15 protein-coding genes are annotated in these 20,455 nt (G+C 68.4%); 7 read left to right on the top strand and 8 right to left on the bottom strand.

All coding sequences use genetic code 11. The features are described from left to right. Positions 1 to 51 precede the first annotated feature (51 nt). Positions 52 to 1,881 (top strand): ABC-F family ATP-binding cassette domain-containing protein, encoded by a 1,830-nt coding sequence (locus BM397_RS25930; RefSeq protein ID WP_092430001.1) that lies wholly within the window; start codon positions 52 to 54, stop codon positions 1,879 to 1,881. A gap of 83 nt (positions 1,882 to 1,964) precedes the next feature. Here the strand turns inward: BM397_RS25930 and BM397_RS25925 are convergent, their stop codons facing one another. The 5 genes from BM397_RS25925 to BM397_RS25905 form a co-directional block, all read right to left on the bottom strand. Next, the gene (locus BM397_RS25925) at positions 1,965 to 3,050 is read right to left on the bottom strand and encodes an AbrB family transcriptional regulator (protein WP_092430003.1); all 1,086 of its coding nucleotides are present in this window, start codon (positions 3,048 to 3,050) and stop codon (positions 1,965 to 1,967) included. A 198-nt stretch (positions 3,051 to 3,248) separates the two neighbouring features. Beyond that, the gene (locus tag BM397_RS25920; protein WP_092430005.1) at positions 3,249 to 3,812 is read right to left on the bottom strand and encodes a PqiC family protein; all 564 of its coding nucleotides are present in this window, start codon (positions 3,810 to 3,812) and stop codon (positions 3,249 to 3,251) included. 13 nt (positions 3,813 to 3,825) lie between these two features. After that, on the bottom strand, positions 3,826 to 5,931 hold the full coding sequence (locus BM397_RS25915; RefSeq protein ID WP_092430007.1) for an MlaD family protein: 2,106 nt from the start codon (positions 5,929 to 5,931) through the stop codon (positions 3,826 to 3,828). Further along, a complete protein-coding gene (locus BM397_RS25910; protein WP_092430009.1) occupies positions 5,928 to 6,560 on the bottom strand; it encodes a paraquat-inducible protein A in 633 nt (210 codons plus the stop codon). Before BM397_RS25910 ends, BM397_RS25915 begins: the two co-directional genes overlap by 4 nt. After that, entirely contained in the window at positions 6,530 to 7,222 is a 693-nt protein-coding gene (locus tag BM397_RS25905) for a paraquat-inducible protein A (protein ID WP_092430011.1), read from the bottom strand. The genes BM397_RS25910 and BM397_RS25905 overlap by 31 nt, the downstream gene beginning before the upstream one ends. A 183-nt stretch (positions 7,223 to 7,405) precedes the next feature. Here BM397_RS25905 and BM397_RS25900 point away from each other — a divergent pair, with 183 nt between their 5' ends. Next, complete coding sequence (locus BM397_RS25900; protein ID WP_092430013.1) at positions 7,406 to 8,443, top strand: histone deacetylase family protein; 1,038 nt, start codon at positions 7,406 to 7,408, stop codon at positions 8,441 to 8,443. A gap of 31 nt (positions 8,444 to 8,474) precedes the next feature. Further along, the gene (locus tag BM397_RS25895) at positions 8,475 to 9,857 is read left to right on the top strand and encodes an aspartate aminotransferase family protein (RefSeq protein ID WP_092430015.1); all 1,383 of its coding nucleotides are present in this window, start codon (positions 8,475 to 8,477) and stop codon (positions 9,855 to 9,857) included. Positions 9,858 to 10,019: 162 nt separating this feature from the next. Here the strand turns inward: BM397_RS25895 and BM397_RS25890 are convergent, their stop codons facing one another. Next, entirely contained in the window at positions 10,020 to 11,360 is a 1,341-nt protein-coding gene (locus BM397_RS25890; RefSeq protein ID WP_245696219.1) for an MFS transporter, read from the bottom strand. A gap of 253 nt (positions 11,361 to 11,613) precedes the next feature. On the opposite strand from BM397_RS25890, the gene BM397_RS25885 reads away from it, so the two are divergent. After that, positions 11,614 to 12,654, top strand: a complete 1,041-nt coding sequence (locus BM397_RS25885; RefSeq protein ID WP_092430017.1) for a GntR family transcriptional regulator — start codon at positions 11,614 to 11,616, stop codon at positions 12,652 to 12,654. Between the two features lie 54 nt (positions 12,655 to 12,708). Here the strand turns inward: BM397_RS25885 and BM397_RS25880 are convergent, their stop codons facing one another. Together BM397_RS25880 and BM397_RS25875 are read right to left on the bottom strand one after the other, a co-directional pair. Further along, entirely contained in the window at positions 12,709 to 14,064 is a 1,356-nt protein-coding gene (locus BM397_RS25880) for an outer membrane protein assembly factor BamB family protein (RefSeq protein WP_245696220.1), read from the bottom strand. A gap of 16 nt (positions 14,065 to 14,080) precedes the next feature. Then, positions 14,081 to 14,737 (bottom strand): hypothetical protein, encoded by a 657-nt coding sequence (locus tag BM397_RS25875; protein ID WP_092430021.1) that lies wholly within the window; start codon positions 14,735 to 14,737, stop codon positions 14,081 to 14,083. Positions 14,738 to 15,014: 277 nt separating this feature from the next. On the opposite strand from BM397_RS25875, the gene BM397_RS25870 reads away from it, so the two are divergent. The 3 genes from BM397_RS25870 to BM397_RS25860 all read left to right on the top strand — a co-directional run bounded on the left by BM397_RS25870 (position 15,015) and on the right by BM397_RS25860 (position 20,442). Next, positions 15,015 to 16,313: an efflux RND transporter periplasmic adaptor subunit gene (locus BM397_RS25870; protein WP_092430023.1), complete on the top strand. Its 1,299-nt coding sequence runs from the start codon at positions 15,015 to 15,017 to the stop codon at positions 16,311 to 16,313. Further along, positions 16,310 to 20,005, top strand: coding sequence for an efflux RND transporter permease subunit (locus tag BM397_RS25865; RefSeq protein ID WP_092430025.1), 3,696 nt, complete (start codon positions 16,310 to 16,312; stop codon positions 20,003 to 20,005). Before BM397_RS25870 ends, BM397_RS25865 begins: the two co-directional genes overlap by 4 nt. Positions 20,006 to 20,091: 86 nt before the next feature. Continuing rightward, positions 20,092 to 20,442 carry a hypothetical protein gene (locus BM397_RS25860; RefSeq protein WP_092430027.1) on the top strand — a complete coding sequence of 117 codons (351 nt, stop codon included), beginning with the start codon at positions 20,092 to 20,094 and terminating at the stop codon, positions 20,440 to 20,442. The last annotated feature ends 13 nt before the right edge of the window (positions 20,443 to 20,455 follow it).

Genomic DNA, 20,455 nt, shown 5'->3' with positions numbered 1-20,455 from the left:
TCTGCGCGCGCCCACTTGACCTTTTCCCGGCGCGGCCCTAGCGCTCTGGGCATGGCACAGGCACCCCTTCTCCAGCTCTCCGACATCGCGCTCACCTTCGGTGGCGAGCCGGTGTTTTCCGGCCTCTCGCTCAACGTCCAGCCCGGCGACCGCGTCGCGCTGGTCGGCCGCAACGGCTCGGGCAAATCCACCCTGATGAAGGTCATGGCGGGCTTCGTCGAGCCCGACACCGGCGACCGCATCGTGCCGCCGGGCATCTCGGTGGGCTATATGGAGCAGGAGCCGGATCTCTCGGGCTTCGAGACCCTGGGCGACTACGCAGCCGAGGGCCTCGGCCCGGCGGAGATGTACAAGGTCGAGGCGGCCGGCGAAGGGCTCGGCTTCGATCCCGCCCGCCCCGTCGCCACCGCCTCGGGCGGCGAACGCCGCCGCGCCGCGCTGGCCAAGCTGATGGCGCAGGATCCGGACGTCATGCTGCTCGACGAACCGACCAACCACCTCGACATCAACGCCATCGGCTGGCTCGAGGACGAACTGAAGCGCACCCGCAAGGCCTTTGTCCTCATTTCGCACGACCGGCGTTTCCTAGAGAACCTCACCCGCGCCACGCTGTGGATCGACCGCGGCGCCGTGCGCCGGCAGGAGCAGGGCTTCGCCGCCTTCGAGGCCTGGCGCGACAAGACCTGGGCCGAGGAGGACGAGGCGCGCCACAAGCTCGACCGCAAGATCAAGTCCGAGGCGAAATGGGCGGTCGAGGGCATCTCGGCCCGCCGCACCCGCAACCAGGGCCGCGTGCGGGCGCTGCAGGCGCTGCGCGCCGAGCGCTCGTCGCAGATCCGCCGCCAGGGCACCGCCGCGATGGAGCTTTCCTCCGGCCCGACCTCGGGCAAGAAAGTGATCGATGCCGTGGCCCTCACCAAGGGCTTCGGCGACAAGCAGATCGTCAAGGATTTCTCGCTGACGGTGATGCGCGGCGACCGCGTCGCCTTCGTCGGTCCGAACGGCGTCGGCAAGACCACCCTCATCCGCATGCTGATGGGCGAGATCGAGCCCGATGCGGGCAGCGTCAAGCTCGGCACCAACCTGATGCCGGCGATCTTCGACCAGACCCGCGCCCGGCTCGATCCGGAGATGACGCTCTGGGAAAGCCTCACCGGCGATCCCGAAATGCGCGTTTCCGGCAAGGCCGACCAGGTGCTGGTGCGTGGCCAGCCGAAACACGTGGTCGGCTATCTCAAGGAATTCCTCTTCGACGAGCGCCAGGCCCGCGCGCCCGTGCGATCCCTGTCGGGCGGCGAGAAGGCACGGCTGCTGCTGGCCAAGATCATGGCCAGCGAGAGCAACATGCTGGTGCTCGACGAGCCGACCAACGATCTCGACGTGGAGACGCTGGACCTGCTGCAGGACCTGCTGGGCGAATACGACGGCACCGTGCTGCTGATCAGCCACGACCGCGACTTCCTCGACCGGGTGGCCAGCACGACCATCGCGATGGAGGGCGATGGCGAGGCGATCACCTATGCCGGCGGCTGGAGCGACTACCAGGCGCAGAAGGCAGAGGCCGAAGCCGCCAGCGCGGCGAAGGAGAAGCCCGTCGCCAAGCCCGGCAAGGACAGCTCGGCCGCGCCGAAACCCAAGGCGCAGCAGAAGGGCATGAGCTTCAAGGACAAGCACCGGCTGGAGGAGCTGCCCGGGGTGATCGACCGGCTGACCGCCGAGATCGGCAAGCTCGAAGGCCTGCTGGCGGACCCCGAGCTCTTCACCCGCGAGCCGCTGAAGTTCAAGAAGGCCACCGAGGCACTGGACGAGCGGCAGGAAAAGCTCGCCGCTGCCGAGGAGGAATGGCTCGAGCTGGCCGAGAAGGCCGAAGCGGCGGGCTGAGCCCGCCGTCGCCGGCCAAATCTCTTCGAAGAGATTTGAAAGAGCCTTCGAGGGCTCTTGCCGCTTCCCTGCAGGCCATCGCCCTACTCGCCTGGCTGCCCCAGCGGGATGCGCTTCTCGGCGATGACCATGACGCCCACGGTCAGCAGGATGCGCACCACGTGGTGCAGGCTGACAAGCGCCGGGTTGGCGGCGAGCGACAGCGCGATGATCGACATCTCCGTCACGCCGCCCGGCGAATAGGATATCATCAGGTGCAGGAACGGGATGTCCGTCACCGCGGCCAGCACCACGGCGAAGACGGCACCAACCAGCAGCATCCAGCTCACCGACAGCACGCTCAGACCGAGCGAGCGGCGCAGCATCGTGGCGGTCATGCCGGTGAAGCGCACGCCGAGCGAGCTGCCCACCACCACCTGTGCCGCGGCGATCAACCAGAACGGCAGGTGCATGTCCACAAGCCCGGACAAGGTCAGCCCCGCCGAGAGCAGCAGCGGCCCGGTGATCTGCCCCGCCGGCAGCTTGATCTTCGACGCCACGAAGAGCCCGGCGAGCGCCGCCAGCACGATCACCAACAGCTCGCCGGCGGTGACCGGCCCGCTTGGCATGATGCTCTGCCCCGCCGCGCTGCCCACCGGGTGACCGATCCACAGCGACAGTGCCGAGGGCAGGATCGAGATGACGAGGATGATCCGCAGGAACTGCTGCGCGGTCAGCAGCCGCAGGTCCGCCCCCGCCTTTTCCCCCAGCACGAGGCTTTCCATCAGCCCCCCCGGCGCGCCGGCGTAGAAGGCCGTGGCCCGGTTGTAGCCGCCGATCTTGTGGAAAATCAGGAAATTGCCAGATTGCGCCAGCACCACGAAGACCGCCAGCATCGACAGGGTCAGCGGCAGTTCCGGCAGCAGCGCGAAGACCTCGGGCGTCACCTGCGTGCCGATCATCACGCCAATCAGCCCGATGAACACCGTGCGGAACTTCATCGGATAGGCGTAGTCGGCAAGGGCACGCTTCTGGAACAGCGCCACCGCGAGCCCCGAGGTGAACAGCGAGCCCAGCATGTAGGGCATGGGCAAATGCGCATGCTGGGCGATCCAACCTCCCACCCCACCCGCAAGCAGCAGGCAGCCGGTGGTGAAGATCATGCGCAGGGAGAGGGAGGAGAGACTCATGTCCGGACATAAGCCCAAGCGGGTCGCAGACGCAACGGCAAGTCTCGGGCGACACACGCCGAGGGGGCTCCGCCCCCCGCCCTGCGGGCGTCCCCCGGCGTATTTTTCAAGAGAAGAAGTCGCCGAAGACGCATTTCGGGCTTCTTCTCTTTTCAAATACGCATTGCGCCGCGCCGGTCGCGGGCATCGCGCCGGGGATCAGCGCGAGAGGTCCGAGGCGATCCGCGTGGCGAGCTGGTCCGTGGCGCTGCCTGCAGCCGCGGCGATGGCGGCGGCGCTGCCTGACTGCAACGGCACGGTGATCTCGAAGCGGCTGATGCGCTCGCGGATCACCCGATCGTAGGACGAGAGCGCGTATTGCCCCTTGAGCCGGAAGGTCCCGGCCGCGCTGGCCACCGCTTCCGAGATGCGGACGTGCACCGCCGCCTGCGCCGGTTCCTCCAGCGGCCAGGGCTCTGCGGCCACGGTGGCGCCGCTGATCTGGCCGAGGCGCTCGGCCAGAGCCTGGGTCATGGCGCGGCGCGGATCGTCGGCCCAGAGCGCGCCCTCGACCTGGTTCATCGCGCCCGAGGCGTCCTCGAGCAGGATCTCCGAGGCGTCGGCATAGGCCGGCAGCGAGACCTCGCGCACCTCCAGCGTGCCGACGGCGAGGCGCACGCTGGCCGAGGGAGGCGCGCCCTCCATCCTGTAGCGCGGCTCGGAGCCGCAGGCGGCGGCGAGCAGCGGCAGCAGCAGAAGCGGGAAGGTCGTCTTGAGGCGCATTCGGGGTCTCCTGTCAGCGGCCGAAGAGCAGCGAGTTGGGGTTGCGTTCAATCGTCCGGGCGAGCTTGTTCAGCGCCTCGGCGGCGGTCTGCACTTCGCGCAGGGCCGAGACGGTCTGGCGGTTGAAGGCGGAATTGCCGTCATAGCCCGAGATCACCGATTCCGCCTCGGCCACAAGCCGCTGGATGCGGGCCGAGAGATCGGGCAGCGTGGCGGCGGCCTCCTCGACCGCGGCGGCGGCGTCGCGCGCCGAGGCCAGGGTGGCGTTGGTGTTCTCGATCACCCCGCCAGCGCGCAGCTCCGCAAGCGCGCCCTGTGCCTCCTGCAGCATTGCCGAGAGGTCGGCGGGCAGCTGCCGGGTGCTGTCCTGATCGACGAACTTTCCGGCCCCGTCGAGGAAGTTGCCGGCGTCCGCAAGGAAGCTTTCGAGGTCGAGTGCCGTGGCCTTCTGGGTGAGCGCGCGCAGATCGGCCAGCAGGTCGGGCACGCCGGCCATGCTCTCGTCGACTGAATCGGCGACGCCGGTGACCTCGGCGGCGGCGGCCTCCGCCGCCTCGAGGGTCGCGACCAGCTGCTGAACCGCGCCGGCAGCGCGCATGTCCTCGACCACCCCGCGCAGTTCGGCGACGGTGCCGCGCAGCTCGCCGGGGATGGCCTGGATCTCCTCGCTGCCGATCAGTCCGCGGGCATCCTCGAGCAGGCCGATCACCGCCTCCGGTGCGTCGCGCAGGCGCGGGTTGGCGGTGAAGTTCTCGATCGAGGCCAGCGTGTCGATGGCCTGGTCGAGCAGGTCCTCGACCGGCAGGTCGTTAATGCGCTGGAACAGCCCTTCGGCGGTGGCGGTGATGTCCGGCAGGTCGGATTCGACCGAGGGGATCAGCGGCGCGTCCTGCGCGAAGATGCCGAAGGTGGCGGGCTCGGCGTCGGGCACCTCGGCCAGTTCGACCACCAGCGACTGGCTGAACAGGTTCTGCGAGGCGAGCCGCGCCCGCAGGCCGTTTTTCACCGCGTTCGACAGGAAGGCGATGGTGTCGGACTGCGCCGCTTCCTCGTCGAGCCCCAGCGCACGCGGGTCGATCGACAGCGTGGTGCGCAGGCGCACGGTCTGGTCCTCGCCCTCGCCGTCGATGAAGGCACCGATGTCGGTCACCCGACCGACACGCAGGCCGCGGTAGGTCACCGATGAGCCGACCTCGAGACCGCGCACGGATTCATCGAATTCGGCGGTCAGTTCAACGGCGTTGGAAATCGTCTCGGAGAACAGGCTGTCACGGGCGGCGGCCTCGTCGTCGTAGAGATCGAAGGCATAGCCCGCGGGCACCGCGCTGCCGCCGGAGACGACCGTGTCGAAGGCGATGCCGCCGCGGATCAGCGCCGCGACCGAGCCTACCGACAGGTTGAGCCCGGACGGGCCGATGTTGACCGAGAAGCCTGAGGTGTCCCAGAAACGGGTCGCGGTGGTGATGCGGCGGTCGTTCGGGGCCTCGATGAAGGCATCGACCACGACTCCGTTGCCGCGCTCCAGCAGGCGCGGGGTCTCGATCCGTCCGACCTCGATCCCCTGGAAGAAGATCGGCGCGCCGGCCGAGAGCTGCGTGCCGTCGTCGGCGCGGATGGTGATGCGGGTGCCCTTCACCCCGGGGCGGACCAGCGGGGTGGTGTCGCGGCCGCGGAAGTTCCGCGCCGCGGCCCCCTCCTGCGGGCTGAACCCAGCCTCGATGTAGACGCCCGACAGCACCGTCGACAGGCCGGTGATGCCGGAGGTCGAGACCTCGGGACGGACCACCCAGAACTCGGCATCCGAGGGCAGCGAGTCGGCCACGTTGCGGTCGATGCGGGCGCTCACCCGCACCTCGGCCAGATCCTCCGAAAAGACCACCTCCTCGACCGTGCCGACGATCACGTCGCGGTAGCGGATCGTGGTTTCCTCGGCGGTGATGCCGGCGGCGTTCTCGAAGGTGATCTCGATCAGCGACCCACGCTCGGCAAGGCTCTGCCAGGCGATGAACAGCGTCACCGCGATGGCGGCCATCGGCACCAGCCAGACCAGCGAGAGGTTGCGCCAGACGGAGCGGCGCTTCGGCTCGACCTCCATCCGGGCCGGTTTCGGATCACTCATTGCTCGGGTTCCTCACTCGCATCCCAGATCAGCCTCGGGTCGAAGCTCTGTGCCGAAAGCATTGTGAATGCAACAGAAAGCGCGAAACTTATCGCTGCAATGCCGGGATTGATCGCCGCGGCGAAGTCCAGTTGCACCAAAGATGCAAGGATGGCCACGACGAAGACGTCGATCATCGACCAGCGGCCGACGAATTCCACCACCTCGTAGAGATGCTGGCGCTTGCCGGGCGAGAGTTTCACCCGGTGGGTCACGCTCAGCGCCAGGTAGGCGATGGCGATGAACTTGGCGACGGGGATCATGATCGAGGCAAAGAAGACGATCCCGGCGATGCCGTAGGAGCCATGGTGCATGAGATCCACCACGCCGCCGAAGATGGTGCTGTCGGTGGTCTTGCCCAGCAGCGTGGTTCTCAGCATCGGGTAGACATTTGCCGGCACGTAGACCACCAGCCCCGCCCCCAGCCAGGCCCAGACCCGCTGCAGCGAGGTCACGTCCCGGCTCGACAGATGCGAGCCGCAGCGCGTGCAGCGCTCCAGCCCCGGCACGTGGACCTTGCCGCATTCGGTGCAGGCGATCATGCCCGCACGGCGCGCGGTCAGGACCGGCGCGACTCGAGCGTCTTCCATACAGTGACCCTGCACATGAAATTGTCCTTGAGCACGGTGACCAGCACCAGTGCGACGAAGGCCCAGAAGGCCGGGCCGATCGACAGATGCGCCAGGCCTGCCACCTTCACCAGAGCGACCGCGACGCCGACGATGAACACCTCGGCCATGGCCCAGGGGCGCAGGTGATCGGCGAGGCGGAAGAAGAACTCGGCATGGCGTGCCGGACGGTGACCGAAGGCCATGGGCGCCAGCACGTAGACCAGCGACAGGAAGCGGATGCTCGGCAGAATGACGATCAGCGAGGCCATGGCGATGGTCAGCGGCGCGGTCATGCCACTGGAGAAGGCCAGGATCGTATCGAGCAGCGAACTGCGCTGCACCCGTCCCGCCACCGAAAGTTCGAGGAAGGGAAAGAACATAGCCGCGACCATCAGCACCAGTGCCGAGAGCGCCAGCATGATGATCCGGGTCATCGCCGAGCGGCGCGGCGACTCCAGCACCTCGTGGCAACGGGCGCAACGGGCGGTCTCGCCCTCGGCGATCTCGCGCTCCTCGTGCAGCGTGTCGCACAGCGGGCAGGCAATGAGATGCTCTGCCTGCTCCGCGGTGAAGGCGGGCGGCGGCAGGACCGGATTGATCTCCGGCGGGAGTTCTTCGGCAACCACATCGGCGAGGCTCATGCGCCCAATCTAGAACGCAGCGTGCCACAAGGAAAGGGCTGGCGGGACAAAGCCTTCGCCCTGCTCGCCCGGCAGGCATCCGGCACGCGCCGGCGGGATGTCGCGGAGCCCTGCATCGACAAGACAGGGGGCAGTCGCTACCACAAGGGGCAGAAAAACACTGTTGCACGGAGGTCGAGCCCGATGAAATGCTTCTACGCCCCGGAGACCGAGGGTCATGACCCCAGCTTCCGCCTCACCCATGGCACCGTGGTGCGCAACGCCGAGCGGGCCGAACGCGCGATGCTGCTGCTCAAAGGACTGGAGCAGCTCGGCCTCGGCACCGAGAGCCCGCCCGCGGCACCCCGCGCCGCGCTCGAGGCGGTGCACACGCCGGAATTCCTGCAGTTTCTCGAGACGGGATGGGAGGAGTGGCAGAAACTGCCGAATGCCGGGCCGGAGGTGGTGCCCAACGTCTTTCCGCGCGGGCCGGTGACCACCTACCCCGACACGATCATCGCCCGCGCCGGCTGGCACATGTCCGACACCTCGGCCCCGATCGGCCCCAAGAGCTGGCTTGCCACCCGTCGCGCCGCCGATTGCGCCGTGGCCGCCGCCGAGGCGGTGATGGCCGGCGAGCGGGCAGCCTATGCGCTCTGCCGCCCGCCGGGACACCACACCACGGATGACGTTGCTGGAGGCCATTGCCTGATGAACGTCACCGCCATTGCCGCGCAGCACCTGCGCCGGGCGCACAACCACGTGGCGGTTCTGGACATCGATGTGCACCATGGCAACGGCACGCAGGCGATCTTCTACGACCGCGCCGATGTGCTGATGGTTTCCGTCCACGCCGAAACCCACGACTACTACCCGTTCTATACCGGTTACGCCCATGAAACGGGCAACGGCGATGGCAAGGGCTTCAACCTCAACCTGCCGCTGCCGCGCAGCACCACGACCCCGGGCTGGCTTGCCGCCGTCGATCAGGGGATCGAGCGCATCAAGGCCTATGCGCCGGGCGCGCTGGTAGTCAGCCTCGGGCTCGATGCGCATGAGAATGACCCCCTTGACGGCATGAAGGTGAGCTTCGATGGTTTCGCCGAAGCGGGCCGCCGGATTGCCGAGGCGGGGCTGCCCACGGTGATCGTGCAGGAAGGCGGCTATCTGTCGCCCGACCTGACCACGTCGCTGACCTCCTTCATGGGAGGGTTTCTCGGCAAGGACCCGCGCGCGGCCTGACGGCGCGCACCACAGGATTTCGGAGAGACAGATGAACAAGATCCCCAACTCGCTGCATGCCTCGGACATCGCCCACAGCATGCACCCCTACACGAACATGCGCCTCCACGAGGAGCAGGGGCCGATGATCATCACCCGTGGCGAGGGCGTCCACGTCTACGATTCCGAGGGCAAGGAATACATCGAGGGCCTCGCGGGCCTGTGGTCGGTGGCCGTCGGCTTCTCGCAGCCGCGCCTCGTCGAGGCCGCCGCCAAGCAGATGGCCGAGCTGCCCTACTACCACACCTTCGCCCACAAGGCGCATGAGCCCTCGATCCGCCTCGCCGAGAAGCTGGCCGAGATGACCCCCGAGGGCATGGACCGGGTGTTCTTCACCAACTCGGGCTCCGAGGCGAACGACACCGTCATCAAGATGGTCTGGTTCTACAACAACGCCCTCGGCCGTCCCGAGAAGAAGAAGTTCCTCGCCCGCAACAAGGCCTACCACGGCATCACCATCGCCTCGGGCTCGCTCACCGGCCTGCCGGCGAACCACAAGGACTTCGACCTGCCGGCGATCCCGGTCACCCACCTCACCTGCCCGCACTATTGGAAGTGGGCCGAGGACGGCGAGACCGAGGCAGAGTTCACCGCCCGCCTGCTGAAAGAGGCCGAGGACACCATCCTCGCCGAGGGTCCCGAGACCATCGCCGGTTTCATCGGCGAGCCGGTGATGGGCGCTGGCGGCGTGATGACCCCGCCCGAGGGCTACTGGCCCGGCATCCGCGCGCTCTGCGACAAGTACGATATCCTGCTGGTCTCGGACGAGGTGATCAACGGCTTCGGTCGCTGCGGCACCCCCTTCGGCTGCGAGAAGTATGGCTTCACCCCCGACATCATGGTGACCTCGAAGCAGCTGACCTCGTCCTACATGCCGCTTGCCGCGATCATCGTGAACGACAAGGTGTACAACACCATCGCCGATCACACCGCCAAGCTCGGCACCTTCGGCCATGGCTTCACCGGCTCGGGCCACCCGGTTGCCTGCGCCGTCGGCCTCGAGAACCTCAAGATCATCGAGGAGCAGGACCTGATGGGCAACGCCGCGCGCCTTGAAGCCAAGTTCCAGGAAGGTCTGCGCAAGTTCGCCGATCACCCGCTGGTCGGCGAGGTGCGTGGCGTCGGCCTCATCGGCGGCATCGAGATGGCCAAGGACAAGGAAAAGCGCCTCAGCTTCGAGCCCGCGGGCAAGGTCGCGCCGCAGGTGGTGAAGTTCTGTGCCGAAGAGGGCCTGATCCTGCGCGCCGTCTATGAAACGGTGGCACTCTGCCCGCCGCTGATCGTCACCGAAGAGGACATCGACCAGATCCTCGCCCGCCTCGGCCGCGCGCTGGACCGTGGTTGGGAGTGGGTGCAGGCCGAAGGGCTGGTCTGAGCCTGAGCACCGCGGCATGACACGGAAAGGGCGTCCCCCGGGGCGCCCTTTTTCCTTGCCTCCCTCCCTGACGTTGCCTGCCCGCGCCGCGGGGCATCCCGGCTCAGGGTGCGGACAGCTCCGGCCATGCCAAGCGTTGCTGGCTGGTCCGCCGGGCTCCGGTCAGCCTGCCGCTGGCCAGCGGGGGTGCAGCTCGTCGATGCGAAAGTCATGCGCGTGGCAATGCGCCCTGCCCTCTGCCGGGTGTTCCCGCAGGTGGGGATGATCGCCCGGCAGTTCGGGATGCACATGCGGCCGCGCCAGGGGATCCCGCGCCGGCCAGACCCGCAGCGCCAGCAGCGCCCCCGCCGCCGCCGCCAGGGCAAGTACCCCGAGCGCCCGTTCAGGTGCCAGAACCGACCCCAGCCAGCCCGCCAGCGGGTAGGCCAGCAACCACCCCGCGTGGCTCAGCGAGAACTGCGCGGCAAAGACCGCCGGGCGGTCGCCGCGCTGCGCCGAACGCACCAGCACCAACCCGCCCGGCGTCAGCACCAGCGAGGAGGCCGCGCCGAACCCTGCCCAGAGCACCAGCAGCCCCGGCAACGACAGCCCCGGCGCCAGCGCCAGCCCCGCCGCCAACACCGCGAAGCCCAGCACCCCTGCCGCCATGCAACGCCGCTCATCCAGCCGCGCGACCAGTCGGGGCACCAGCAGCGCCCCCAGCGCGGCCCCGGCCCCGAAACCCGTCATGAGCCGGGTGTAGTAATACTCGGCATCGCCGAGCCGCGCCCCTGCAAAGACCACCGTGTCGACGATCACCCAGGCCATCACCAGAGACAGCGCAAAATTCAGCACGAACAACCCGCGCAGCCGCGGCGTATGCGCGTAGATCCGGGTGCCTTTCGCGAGCCGCCGGAGAAACGTTGCCTTGCGCGGCGCGGTGCCGGCGGGAAATCCGGTCAGGCCGAGCAGCAGCGCCGAGCCGGCGAAACAGGCGGAGGCGAGGAAGAACAGGTCCCCTGCGGAGACCATGACCAGGGCCACGGCGGCGACGATAGGGCTGAGGATCGATTCGAGCGTATAGGCCAGACGTGAGAGCGCCAACGCGCGGGAATATCGCTCTTCATCGGGCAGCATGTCCGGCAGCACTGACTGGAACAACGGCGTGAACCCGGAGGAGAGCGCGAAGAAGACGAAGGCCAGCACGGCGATCTGCCAGGGCGCGGCGAGGAGACCCATCAGCCCCACAGCGACAAGCCGCAGCACGTCGAGCGTCACCAGCGTCCCGCGGCGCGGCAGCCGCGACAGCAGCGCCTCGGCCAGCGGCGCGATCAGCACGTAGGCGATCATCTTCAGCCCGAGAATGCCCCCCAGCATGGTCCCGCCCGACTCTGCCCCGCCCGTCTCATAGGCGCTCAGCGACAGCGAGACGGTCATCACGCCGATCCCCATCAGGGACAGCACCTGCGCGCCGAACAGGCGGCGGAAGCCCCGGTGACGCAGCGGTGAAGCGCTTGGCAGCAATGCGAAGTCCTCCGGTTTGATTCCCCGAGCCACGCGTCATTGGCGGTCTGCGGTCTGGGACCGATCCTTTTCACCCCCGGGTGACGATCAAGCCTGCCCCCACGCGCTATAACAGAAACATTGTTCCGGGATCTCGTCTAACGGGTGAACGCGACTTGCTATAGTGAACTGACACAGCTTCACATGTATTCAAACGGAAATATACGTGCTTCAATGTCTTGTCCCTTTCAGCGCTTTCCAGCAATGGCACGCCATGACAGCACGACAGGCACAGCTTGATGAGGCACTTGCGCGGATCGCCGACGCGATTGACCTCGACTCCACCGTCCCGGTGCCGCAGCAATTGCGCGGCGCCCTCGAATTCGGCATTGCCGCCGGCGAGCTGCCGATCGGCGCGCGCCTGCCTTCTGTCCGGGCACTGGCCCGGCAACTGAACCTGTCTCCGGTGACCGTCAGCAACGTCTACGCCGCGCTGCAGGGAGCCGGCCACATCGAGGGTCGGGTCGGCTCGGGTACCTTCGTCAGCCCCAACGCCCCGGTCGCCGACCCCGAAAAGTTCCACGCGCTGGAACGGGCGATCAGCAGTCTCATCGCCCTCGCCCGCGACTGCGGCATCGACCGCGCCGAACTGGCCACCCGCATCGGCATGGACCGCCCGCGCAACGCACGCCCGCTGCGCGTGCTCATGCTGGGCAATTTCGCGGAGGCCACCCGCGCCTATGCTGCCGACGTGCGGCCCCATCTTGCCCCCGGCGACAGCATCGAGCCCATGCTCATCGACGAGGTCACCGAGCGGCCGCCGCAGGACTTCGACATCGTGCTCTCGCCCCGCACGCTGCTGCCACAGGCTCGCGCCCTGTTTCCCCGGGCAGAGGTGCTCGGGCTGACAGTCATTCCCAACGAGGCCACGCGCGTCGCGCTGGCGGCGATCCCGCCCGAGGCCTCGGTGGTCGGCTATTCCTATTTCCCAACCTACGTGTCGATGATGAAGGCCAATGTGATGCGCTACGCGCCGCACGTGAGCCGGCTCAGCATGGTGGTGCGCGGCGACGAAAGCGAGGCGGCCCGCGCGCGGATCGCCGAGGCCGACGTGCTGATCTATGCGACGGGCGCGGACTATCTGGCGGCGCGGCTTACCCCCGGACAGAGCGCCTTCGAATACCGCCACACACCCGACAGCCAGGAGCTGCGCAGCATCCTGCCACCCCTGCTCGACCGCTGCAGGCGCCGCCAGCCGCCCTGCGCCGAGCAGACCAACGGGCCGCAGACTGCCGGTTCCCGCGACGGGACATGAAAACGGGCGGCCCGCCTTGCGGAGCCGCCCGTTGCTCTGGTCCCATGAACCGCCTCAGCGATAGGCGTGCAGCACGCCTTCGGAGGACACCACGTAGAGCGTGCCATTCACCACGATAGGACGGGTGGTCGCGCCGCCGTCGATCCGCGTCGTGCCGACCAGCTGGCCCGAGGCCGGGTCGAAGGCGCGGATCAGCCCATCCGAGGACGCAACGATCAGCCGCCCGCCCGCGAGGATCGGACCATGGTTCGCGTAGGCGCTGTCGCGCTTCTTCTGCGGCTTCTTGACCGTCTTGTAGCCGGGCAGGTCCACCGCCCAGATCTGCGCGCCGGTTTTGGCGTCGAGCCGCACCAGCTGGTTGATATCGGACACCAGGAAGACCGAGTCCCCTGCCGGCCAGACCGCATCCAATGCGCCCATGCGCGCGGTCCAGAGCCGCTCGCCGCCGGAGAGCGACATCGCCACCACCCGGCCCGAATGGTTGCCCGCATAGACCACGCCGTTGGAGATCAGCGGATCGCCGGTGATGTCGGTGATCGACGCCCGCGCGCTGCCGTTGCGGCTGCCTGCCACGTCGGCGGTCCAGCGCCGCAGACCGCCCTGCCTGAACGCCGCCTGCAGCGCGCCCGAGCCGAAGGCGAAGACGACCATCTCGCCATCCACCGCCGGAGCCGGTGCACCGGCGACGTTGCTGAAGTCCTCGGGGTAATCGATGCGCCAACGGATACGGCCCGTCGCGGTTTCGATCGCCCAGCCGACGGAGTCCGAAGAGGTCAGATAGACCAGCCCGCCGCGCACCGTCGGCGCGCCGGTGGCGGTGCCGCCGAGCTGTTGCGTCCAGGCCTCTGCCCCGGTCGCCGCGTCGAGCGCCGTCACCTTGCCGAAGCCCGAAGCGACGTAGAGCCGCCCGCCTTCGACCGCCAGGCCGCCGCCTTGCGCCTGGCTCGCGCTGTCCCGCGGACCGACCATGCTCTTTTGCCAGATCACCTGCCCCGAGGTGCTGATCGCGCTGACCGTATGCGCCGAATCCATCGTGAAGATGCGGCTGCCATCCGAGACCGGATCGACATTCAGGCGGTTGCGCTTGGTGTCGCCCGCGCCGATGTCGGTGGCGAAGACCGGCTGCAGCGGCAGCGACAGCGCCGCGTGGCCGGTGCGGGCAAAGGGCGAGACCGGGCTCTGGGCCGCAATGCCATTCGACATGCCGCCGAGCGAGATCGCCTGTGCCCGGTTGGCCGGAACCGCGGCGTCAGCGGCTCCGTCCTGGAGAATCTCGCGGGCGCCGATCCGCTCGCCGGGCAGCACCGCCTCGGGCCGATCGCAGGCGGCAAGCGCCGTCAGCCCCAGAAGCGCCGCGGAAATCGTGGTGATGCGCAAAACACTGCCCCCGTCGTACTTGGTCCTTGTCACGGTCCCGTGCGCCTTATCAGCCTGCATCGGGGGTGCCGCCGAGCGCCACAATCAACTGTGTCGCCCGCTGGCGCAAGCCCGCGGTGATCTCGGAATCCTGCAGCAGCCGCTGCAGCTTCTCGAGCGCGGCCTCGGTATCGCCTGCCTTGATGTCGAGCAGCGCGAGCTGTTCCTCGGCGAGCAGGCGCAGCGGCTTGCCGGGCACCGCCAGCGCCTCGAGCCGGATGCGGCGCTCATCGTCCGAAAGCCCCGAGTCCGTGCGGCTGACCGCCTTGTAAGCGGCGATCTCGCGGTAGATCTCCGGCAGCTCGCCATTCGCGGCGGCCGCATCGAGCAACGTCGTCGCGGCGGCCCCATCCTCGGCAGAGGCAAGCTCGCTCGCCGACAGCAGATCGGTCACCACGGCGGCCTCGGCGCCGGGCACCGTCACTTCGCTCAGCGCCGCCGCGCGATCCGCCGGCGCATCCGCCTCGAGAGCGCCGCGCAGCGCATCGCCGAAGGCCTCGGCCTGCGCCTGCCGCTGCACGGCGCTGTATTCGCGCCACGCCGCACCGCCGACGATGGCCAGCACCGCGACCACGCCGATCCAGCCGAAGCGCTTGAGCAGCGCGTAGAGCCTGTCGCGGCGGACCTCCTCGGTCACCTCGTCGATGAAACTGTCGGTATTGCTCACGGGGCTGCCTCACCTTTCGATTGTTGCCCCCTCTTAACGCGGCAGGCGCAGGCTGCCAAGGCCAAGCCCGCGGCAGCATTGCCTCTTCTCCACGAGCCCAGGCTCGCCGGCTCGGCCTGGGGCGGCAGCATGCCAAGCGCGGCAGAACGCCGCTTGATCGGTTTCCCAATTCCTTTATTCTGAACTAAAGAGTTTAGTCACATCTCCGCGCGCGCTGCTCCGGCTGATCCGGCAGCGCCACATGCGCGTAATCGTCCCAGAGAATGGGAAGGCCGACATGAAACTGATTTCGATCCTCACCGCCCTTATTGTCGCGGCGGTTCTCTACGCGGTGGTTCTCGACCGTGAGCGGCTCATGGGCTGGGCCCGTGGTGGCGCGCCCGAAGACGCGAGCGCCGAAGCCTCGGCCGATACCTCCGAAGACGCGCCCATCGCAGCAGAGCAGCCCGCGCAGGGCGCGGTGTCGGTCATGGCCCGCCATTCCCAGGCGCAGCAGATCGACGATGCGGTGCTGCTGCGCGGCGAAACCCAGCCCTCGCGCGAGGTCGAGGTGCTGTCCGAGGCCTCGGGCCGGGTGATCTCCACCCCGCTGCGCAAGGGCAGCCTCGTCGAGCAAGGCGCGGTGCTGTGCGAACTCGATCCCGGCACCACTGGCGCGGCGCTTGTCGAGGCCGAGGCAAGGCTTGCCGAGGCTCGGGCGCAGCGCCCGCAGGTCGAGGCCGCCCTTCCCGAGGCCGAGGCGCTGCTGGCGCAGGCAGAGGCCGCCGTGGCCGAGGCCGAGATCAACCTGACCGCTGCCCGCGAGCTGTCGCAGGGCGGCTATTCCTCGCGCACCTCCGTTGCCTCCGCCGAGGCCAAGATGCGCGCCGCCGAGGCCAGCGTGCGCAGCGCAGAGGCCGGGCTGGAAGCCGCCCGCGCCGGCACGGACAGTCTTGAGGCCGCGATCCAGAGCGCCGAGGCCGCCGTCGCCACCGCCCGCAAGGCAGTCGGGAACCTGACCATAACCGCGCCCTTCGGCGGCGTGCTGGAGAGCGACACCGCCGAACTCGGTCTGCTGATGAGCACGACGGGCAACGCCACCTGCGCGCATGTGCTGCAGCTCGATCCGATCCGGCTGGTGGGCTACGCGCCCGAGGCCGACGTGACCCGCATCCATCTCGGAGCGCGGGCCGGCGCGCAGCTGACCGGCGGCGAGACGCGTGCCGGCACCGTCACCTTCGTCTCGCGGCAGGCCGACGAGACCACCCGCACCTTCCGCGTCGAGGTCACGCTTGAAAACCCCGACCTGACGCTGCGCGCCGGCCAGACCGCGCGCATCCTGATCGAGGCCGACGGCGCGCAGGCGCATCTGCTGCCGCAGAGCGCGCTGACGCTGAACGACGAGGGCCGTATGGGCCTGCGCACGGTGAGCGCCGAGCAGACCGCACAATTCGTCCCCGTCAGCATCCTGCGCGACACGCCCGACGGCGTCTGGATCGCCGGGCTGCCGGACAGCGTCGACGTGATCACCCTCGGGCAGGAATACGTCACCGACGGCGTGCCGGTCGCGCCGAGCTACCAGGAGATCCTGCAGTGACCGGCATCGTCGACTGGGCGGCGCAGCGCGCGCGCATGGTGCTTGCCTTCATCGTCCTGTCGATCGTCGCCGGGGCCTTCGCCTATATCACCCTGCCGAAAGAAGGCGAACCGGACATCGAGATCCCGGCGCTCTTCGTCTCGGTCCCCTTCCCCGGCATATCGGCCGAGGATGCCGAGACGCTGATGGTCAAGCCGATGGAGACCGAGCTGTCGGACATCGACGGGCTCGACAAGATCAGCGGCGTCGCCTCCGAGGGCTATGCCGGGGTCGCCATGGAGTTCGAGTTCGGCTGGAACCGCACCGAGACCATGGCCGAGGTGCGCGACGCGATGACCAAGGCGCAGGCCAAGTTCCCCGAGGGCGCCGAGCAATACACCATCTCCGAGATCAACTTCTCGGAGTTCCCGATCATCATCGTCTCGCTCACGGGCCCGCTGCCCGAACGCACCATGGCGCAGGTCGCCAAGGACCTGCAGGACCGCGTCGAGGCGCTGGATTCGGTGCTCGAAGCGGGCATCGCCGGCAATCGCGACGAGATGGTCGAGGTGGTCATCGACCCTTTGAAGCTGGAAAGCTACAACGTCACGGCAAGCGAGCTGATCCAGACAGTCCAGAACAACAACCAGCTGATCGCCGCCGGCGAGGTGCGCTCCGAGCGCGGCACCTTCTCGGTGAAGATCCCCTCGAGCTTCCGCGAACCGCAGGACATCTTCGACCTGCCGATCAAGGTGAACGGCGACCGGGTGGTGACGCTGGGAGATCTTGCGGACATCCGCCTCACCTTCGAGGACCGCACCGGCACCGCGCGCTTCAACGGCGACACGGCGGTGGCGCTGCAGGTGGTCAAGCGCAAGGGCTACAACCTGATCGACACCGCCAGCGCCGTGCGCGCGACCGTCGCCGAGGCGCAGCAGGGCTGGCCCGCGGAACTGCGCGCCACGGTGGTGGTCGAGGAAAGCAACGATCAGTCGCGCATCGTCGACTCGATGGTCAGCCAGCTCGAGGGCGCGGTGCTGACCGCCATCGCGCTGGTGATGATCGTGGTGCTGGGCTCGCTCGGCACCCGCGCGGCGCTGCTCGTGGGGTTTGCCATCCCGACCTCCTTCCTGCTGTGCTTCGTGCTGCTGGCGATCATGGGCATCACCGTGTCGAACATCGTCATGTTCGGGCTGATCCTCGCCGTGGGCATGCTGGTCGACGGGGCGATCGTGGTGGTGGAATACGCAGACAAGCGCATCTCCGACGGCGTCGGGCCGATGCACGCCTATGTCGAGGCCGCCAAGCGGATGTTCTGGCCGGTGGTCAGCTCCACCGCCACCACGCTCTGCGCCTTCCTGCCGATGCTGTTCTGGCCCGGGGTCGCGGGCGAGTTCATGGGCATGCTGCCGGTGACGCTGATCTTCGTGCTCTCGGCTTCGCTGATCGTGGCGCTGGTCTACCTGCCGGTCATGGGCGGCGTCTCGGGCCGCTTCTCGCGCGCCCTGCACAATGCCTCGCTCGGCCTGCGCAAGACGGTGCAGGGCTGGCCGGCACGCGCGGCGCTAGTGGTTGTGGCGCTGGGGGGGATGCTACTCGGCGCGCTGCTGGTGCTGAACCCGTCGTTCCTCGGCTTCACGCTTGTTGAGGGGCGCGGCGCGCGGGTGCCGGGGATCGTGGTCTTTCTGCTCTTCGCCGTCATGGCCTCGATCACCCTCGACGCGGCGCAGATCGAGCGCAGGCGCACCCGCGTGCGCAAGACCTACCGCCGCAGCATCTTTGGCCGGGTGATCCAGCTGGTCACCGGCAACCCGATCATGCCGCTGGTGACCATCGGCGCGGTGATCTTCTTCGTCATCTCGGTCTTCGGCTACTACGGGCAGAATAACAACGGTACCGAGTTCTTCACCGAGAGCGAACCCGAGCAGGCCATCGTATACGTCCGCGCACGCGGCAACCTCTCGCTGGCCGAGAAGGACGCGCTGGTGAAGCGCGCCGAGACGATCGTGCTGAAGCACCCGGGCATCGAGACCGCCTTTGCCTTCGCCGGCGACGGCGGGCTGGAATCGAACACCGGCGGCGCGCAGCCGCCCACCGATACCATCGGGCAGATCCAGCTCGAGGTGGTCCCGTGGGAGAACCGCCGCGACCGGCCCGAGCTCGACGGCGACATCGTGCTGGCCGAGCTGAGCGCAGAGCTGGCGACGATCCCCGGCGTCGAGACCGAGATCCTCAACCTCGCCATGGGCCCTGCCTCGGCCAAGCCGGTGCACCTGCGGATCAAAGGCGACAACTGGGACGACCTGCTGGCCGCCACCGAGACTGCGCGCGCCGAGTTCGACGCCATGGCGGGCCTGCGGCTGATCGAGGACACCCGCCCCCTGCCCGGCATCGACTGGCAGATCGACGTCGACGTGGAGGAGGCCGGGCGCTACGGCGCGGACGTGGCCACCGTCGGCGCCATGGTGCAGCTGGTGACCCGCGGCGTGACGCTCGACACCATGCCGGTCGACAGCTCGGACGAGGAAATCGACATCCGCGTGCGCCTGCCCGCCGAGGACCGCGTGCTCTCCACCCTCGACACCCTGCGGGTGCGCACCACCGACGGGCTGATCCCGCTGTCGCATTTCATCACCCGCACGCCGGTGCCCAAGCTGGCCGAGATCAACCGGGAAGGCCGCAAGCGCTACTTCGACGTGAAGGCGGGCGTGACCGAGGGGCTGGTAAAGTTCACCTCGGGCGCAGAGACGCTCGGCTACGGGCGCGAGGCCGAGGGTGGTGCGCTCACGGTGCGTGGGGCCGGCTACGAGATCACCCGAACCGAAGACGGCCAGAGCGCGGAGGCGATCCGCGAGGCGGCTGCCACCGGCACGCTTGCCACGGTGCCGGTCACCGCCAACGAGCGCATCTCTACCCTGTCGAGCCTTCTGGAAACCACCGAGTTTCCCCCGGGCATCAGCTGGGAGTGGACAGGCGATCAGGAGGAGGAGGCGGAAAGCCAGGCCTTCCTGACGCAGGCCTTCGCCGCCGCGCTGGGACTGATGTTCATCATCCTGCTGGCGCAGTTCAACAGCTTCTACAACTCGGTGCTGGTGCTGCTGGCGGTGGTGCTGTCCACGGCGGGCGTCTTCCTCGGGATGATCGTGCTCGACCAGACCTTCTCGATCATCATGTCGGGCACCGGGGTCGTGGCGCTGGCGGGCATCGTGGTGAACAACAACATCGTGCTGATCGACACCTTCCAGGACTACTCGCGCTACATGCCGCGGCTCGAGGCGATCGTGCGCACCGCCGAGGACCGCATCCGCCCGGTGCTGCTGACCACGATCACCACCATCGCGGGGCTCTTCCCGATGATGATCGGCCTCAGCCTCGACTTCTTCGGCGGCGGCTATTCGATCAATGCCCCGACCTCGCTGTGGTGGAAGCCGCTGGCCTCGGCGGTTGTCTTCGGCCTGTCGATCGCCACGGTGCTGACGCTGGTCTTCACCCCCGCGATGCTGGCGCTGCGGGTGTGGCTCTCGACCTACGCGCATTGGCTGGCGCGGCTTCTGGCGATCGCCTCCTTCGGGCGCGGCAGCCGGGCGGCGCGGGACTGGGCGCTGCAGCGCGAGGCCCGCAAGGTGAAGGCGCCGCTGATCCTCTGGGACGATCCAGATGCCGAAGGCACGGGCGCGCCGGGCGCCAAGACCACCATGCGCGCGGCGGAATAGCGCAGCCCCCGCGGTTTGGTGCAACGCGGATCCCTGCCTATATCAAGGGGAGCACCGGAGATCGGTGCGCCAACGGGAGATCCGCGATGAAACCCCTGCTCGCTGCCCTCGCCCTTGCCGCCGCGACCCTGCCCGGCCCTCTGCTCGCGCAGGTGAAGGGATGCGTGGCGGACAAGAACGGCATCACCCGCTGCGCCGGACCCTCGACATTTTCCACCGACCAGCTCGGGATCACCCGCGAGCGTCGCGACGCCCCGCAGACCACCGACCGCAACGGCATCGTGCGCGACAACACTGATGGTGGCACCTTCATCGCCCCGGGCGACACGACCACGGACCGCGGCGGCGCGGTCAGCCCGACACGCCCGCCGAGCATCACGCGGCGCGCACAGCAGAACTGCACCCCGGATGCGAACGGCGTCGTGCGCTGCGAGTGAGCCGCACAGCGGC

It is taken from the genome of Alloyangia pacifica (assembly GCF_900116195.1).
In the GTDB taxonomy this organism is placed as follows: domain Bacteria; phylum Pseudomonadota; class Alphaproteobacteria; order Rhodobacterales; family Rhodobacteraceae; genus Salipiger; species Salipiger pacificus.
This window is presented reverse-complemented; position numbering and strand designations above follow the sequence as displayed.

What these genes read in the sequence shown, in the direction of transcription:
- BM397_RS25930 (WP_092430001.1), top strand. Translation starts at nt 52, where the DNA reads ATGGCACAGGCACCCCTTCTCCAGCTCTCCGACATCGCGCTCACCTTC.
- BM397_RS25925 (WP_092430003.1), bottom strand. Translation starts at nt 3,050, where the DNA reads ATGAGTCTCTCCTCCCTCTCCCTGCGCATGATCTTCACCACCGGCTGC.
- BM397_RS25920 (WP_092430005.1), bottom strand. Translation starts at nt 3,812, where the DNA reads ATGCGCCTCAAGACGACCTTCCCGCTTCTGCTGCTGCCGCTGCTCGCC.
- BM397_RS25915 (WP_092430007.1), bottom strand. Translation starts at nt 5,931, where the DNA reads ATGAGTGATCCGAAACCGGCCCGGATGGAGGTCGAGCCGAAGCGCCGC.
- BM397_RS25910 (WP_092430009.1), bottom strand. Translation starts at nt 6,560, where the DNA reads ATGGAAGACGCTCGAGTCGCGCCGGTCCTGACCGCGCGCCGTGCGGGC.
- BM397_RS25905 (WP_092430011.1), bottom strand. Translation starts at nt 7,222, where the DNA reads ATGAGCCTCGCCGATGTGGTTGCCGAAGAACTCCCGCCGGAGATCAAT.
- BM397_RS25900 (WP_092430013.1), top strand. Translation starts at nt 7,406, where the DNA reads ATGAAATGCTTCTACGCCCCGGAGACCGAGGGTCATGACCCCAGCTTC.
- BM397_RS25895 (WP_092430015.1), top strand. Translation starts at nt 8,475, where the DNA reads ATGAACAAGATCCCCAACTCGCTGCATGCCTCGGACATCGCCCACAGC.
- BM397_RS25885 (WP_092430017.1), top strand. Translation starts at nt 11,614, where the DNA reads ATGACAGCACGACAGGCACAGCTTGATGAGGCACTTGCGCGGATCGCC.
- BM397_RS25870 (WP_092430023.1), top strand. Translation starts at nt 15,015, where the DNA reads ATGAAACTGATTTCGATCCTCACCGCCCTTATTGTCGCGGCGGTTCTC.
- BM397_RS25860 (WP_092430027.1), top strand. Translation starts at nt 20,092, where the DNA reads ATGAAACCCCTGCTCGCTGCCCTCGCCCTTGCCGCCGCGACCCTGCCC.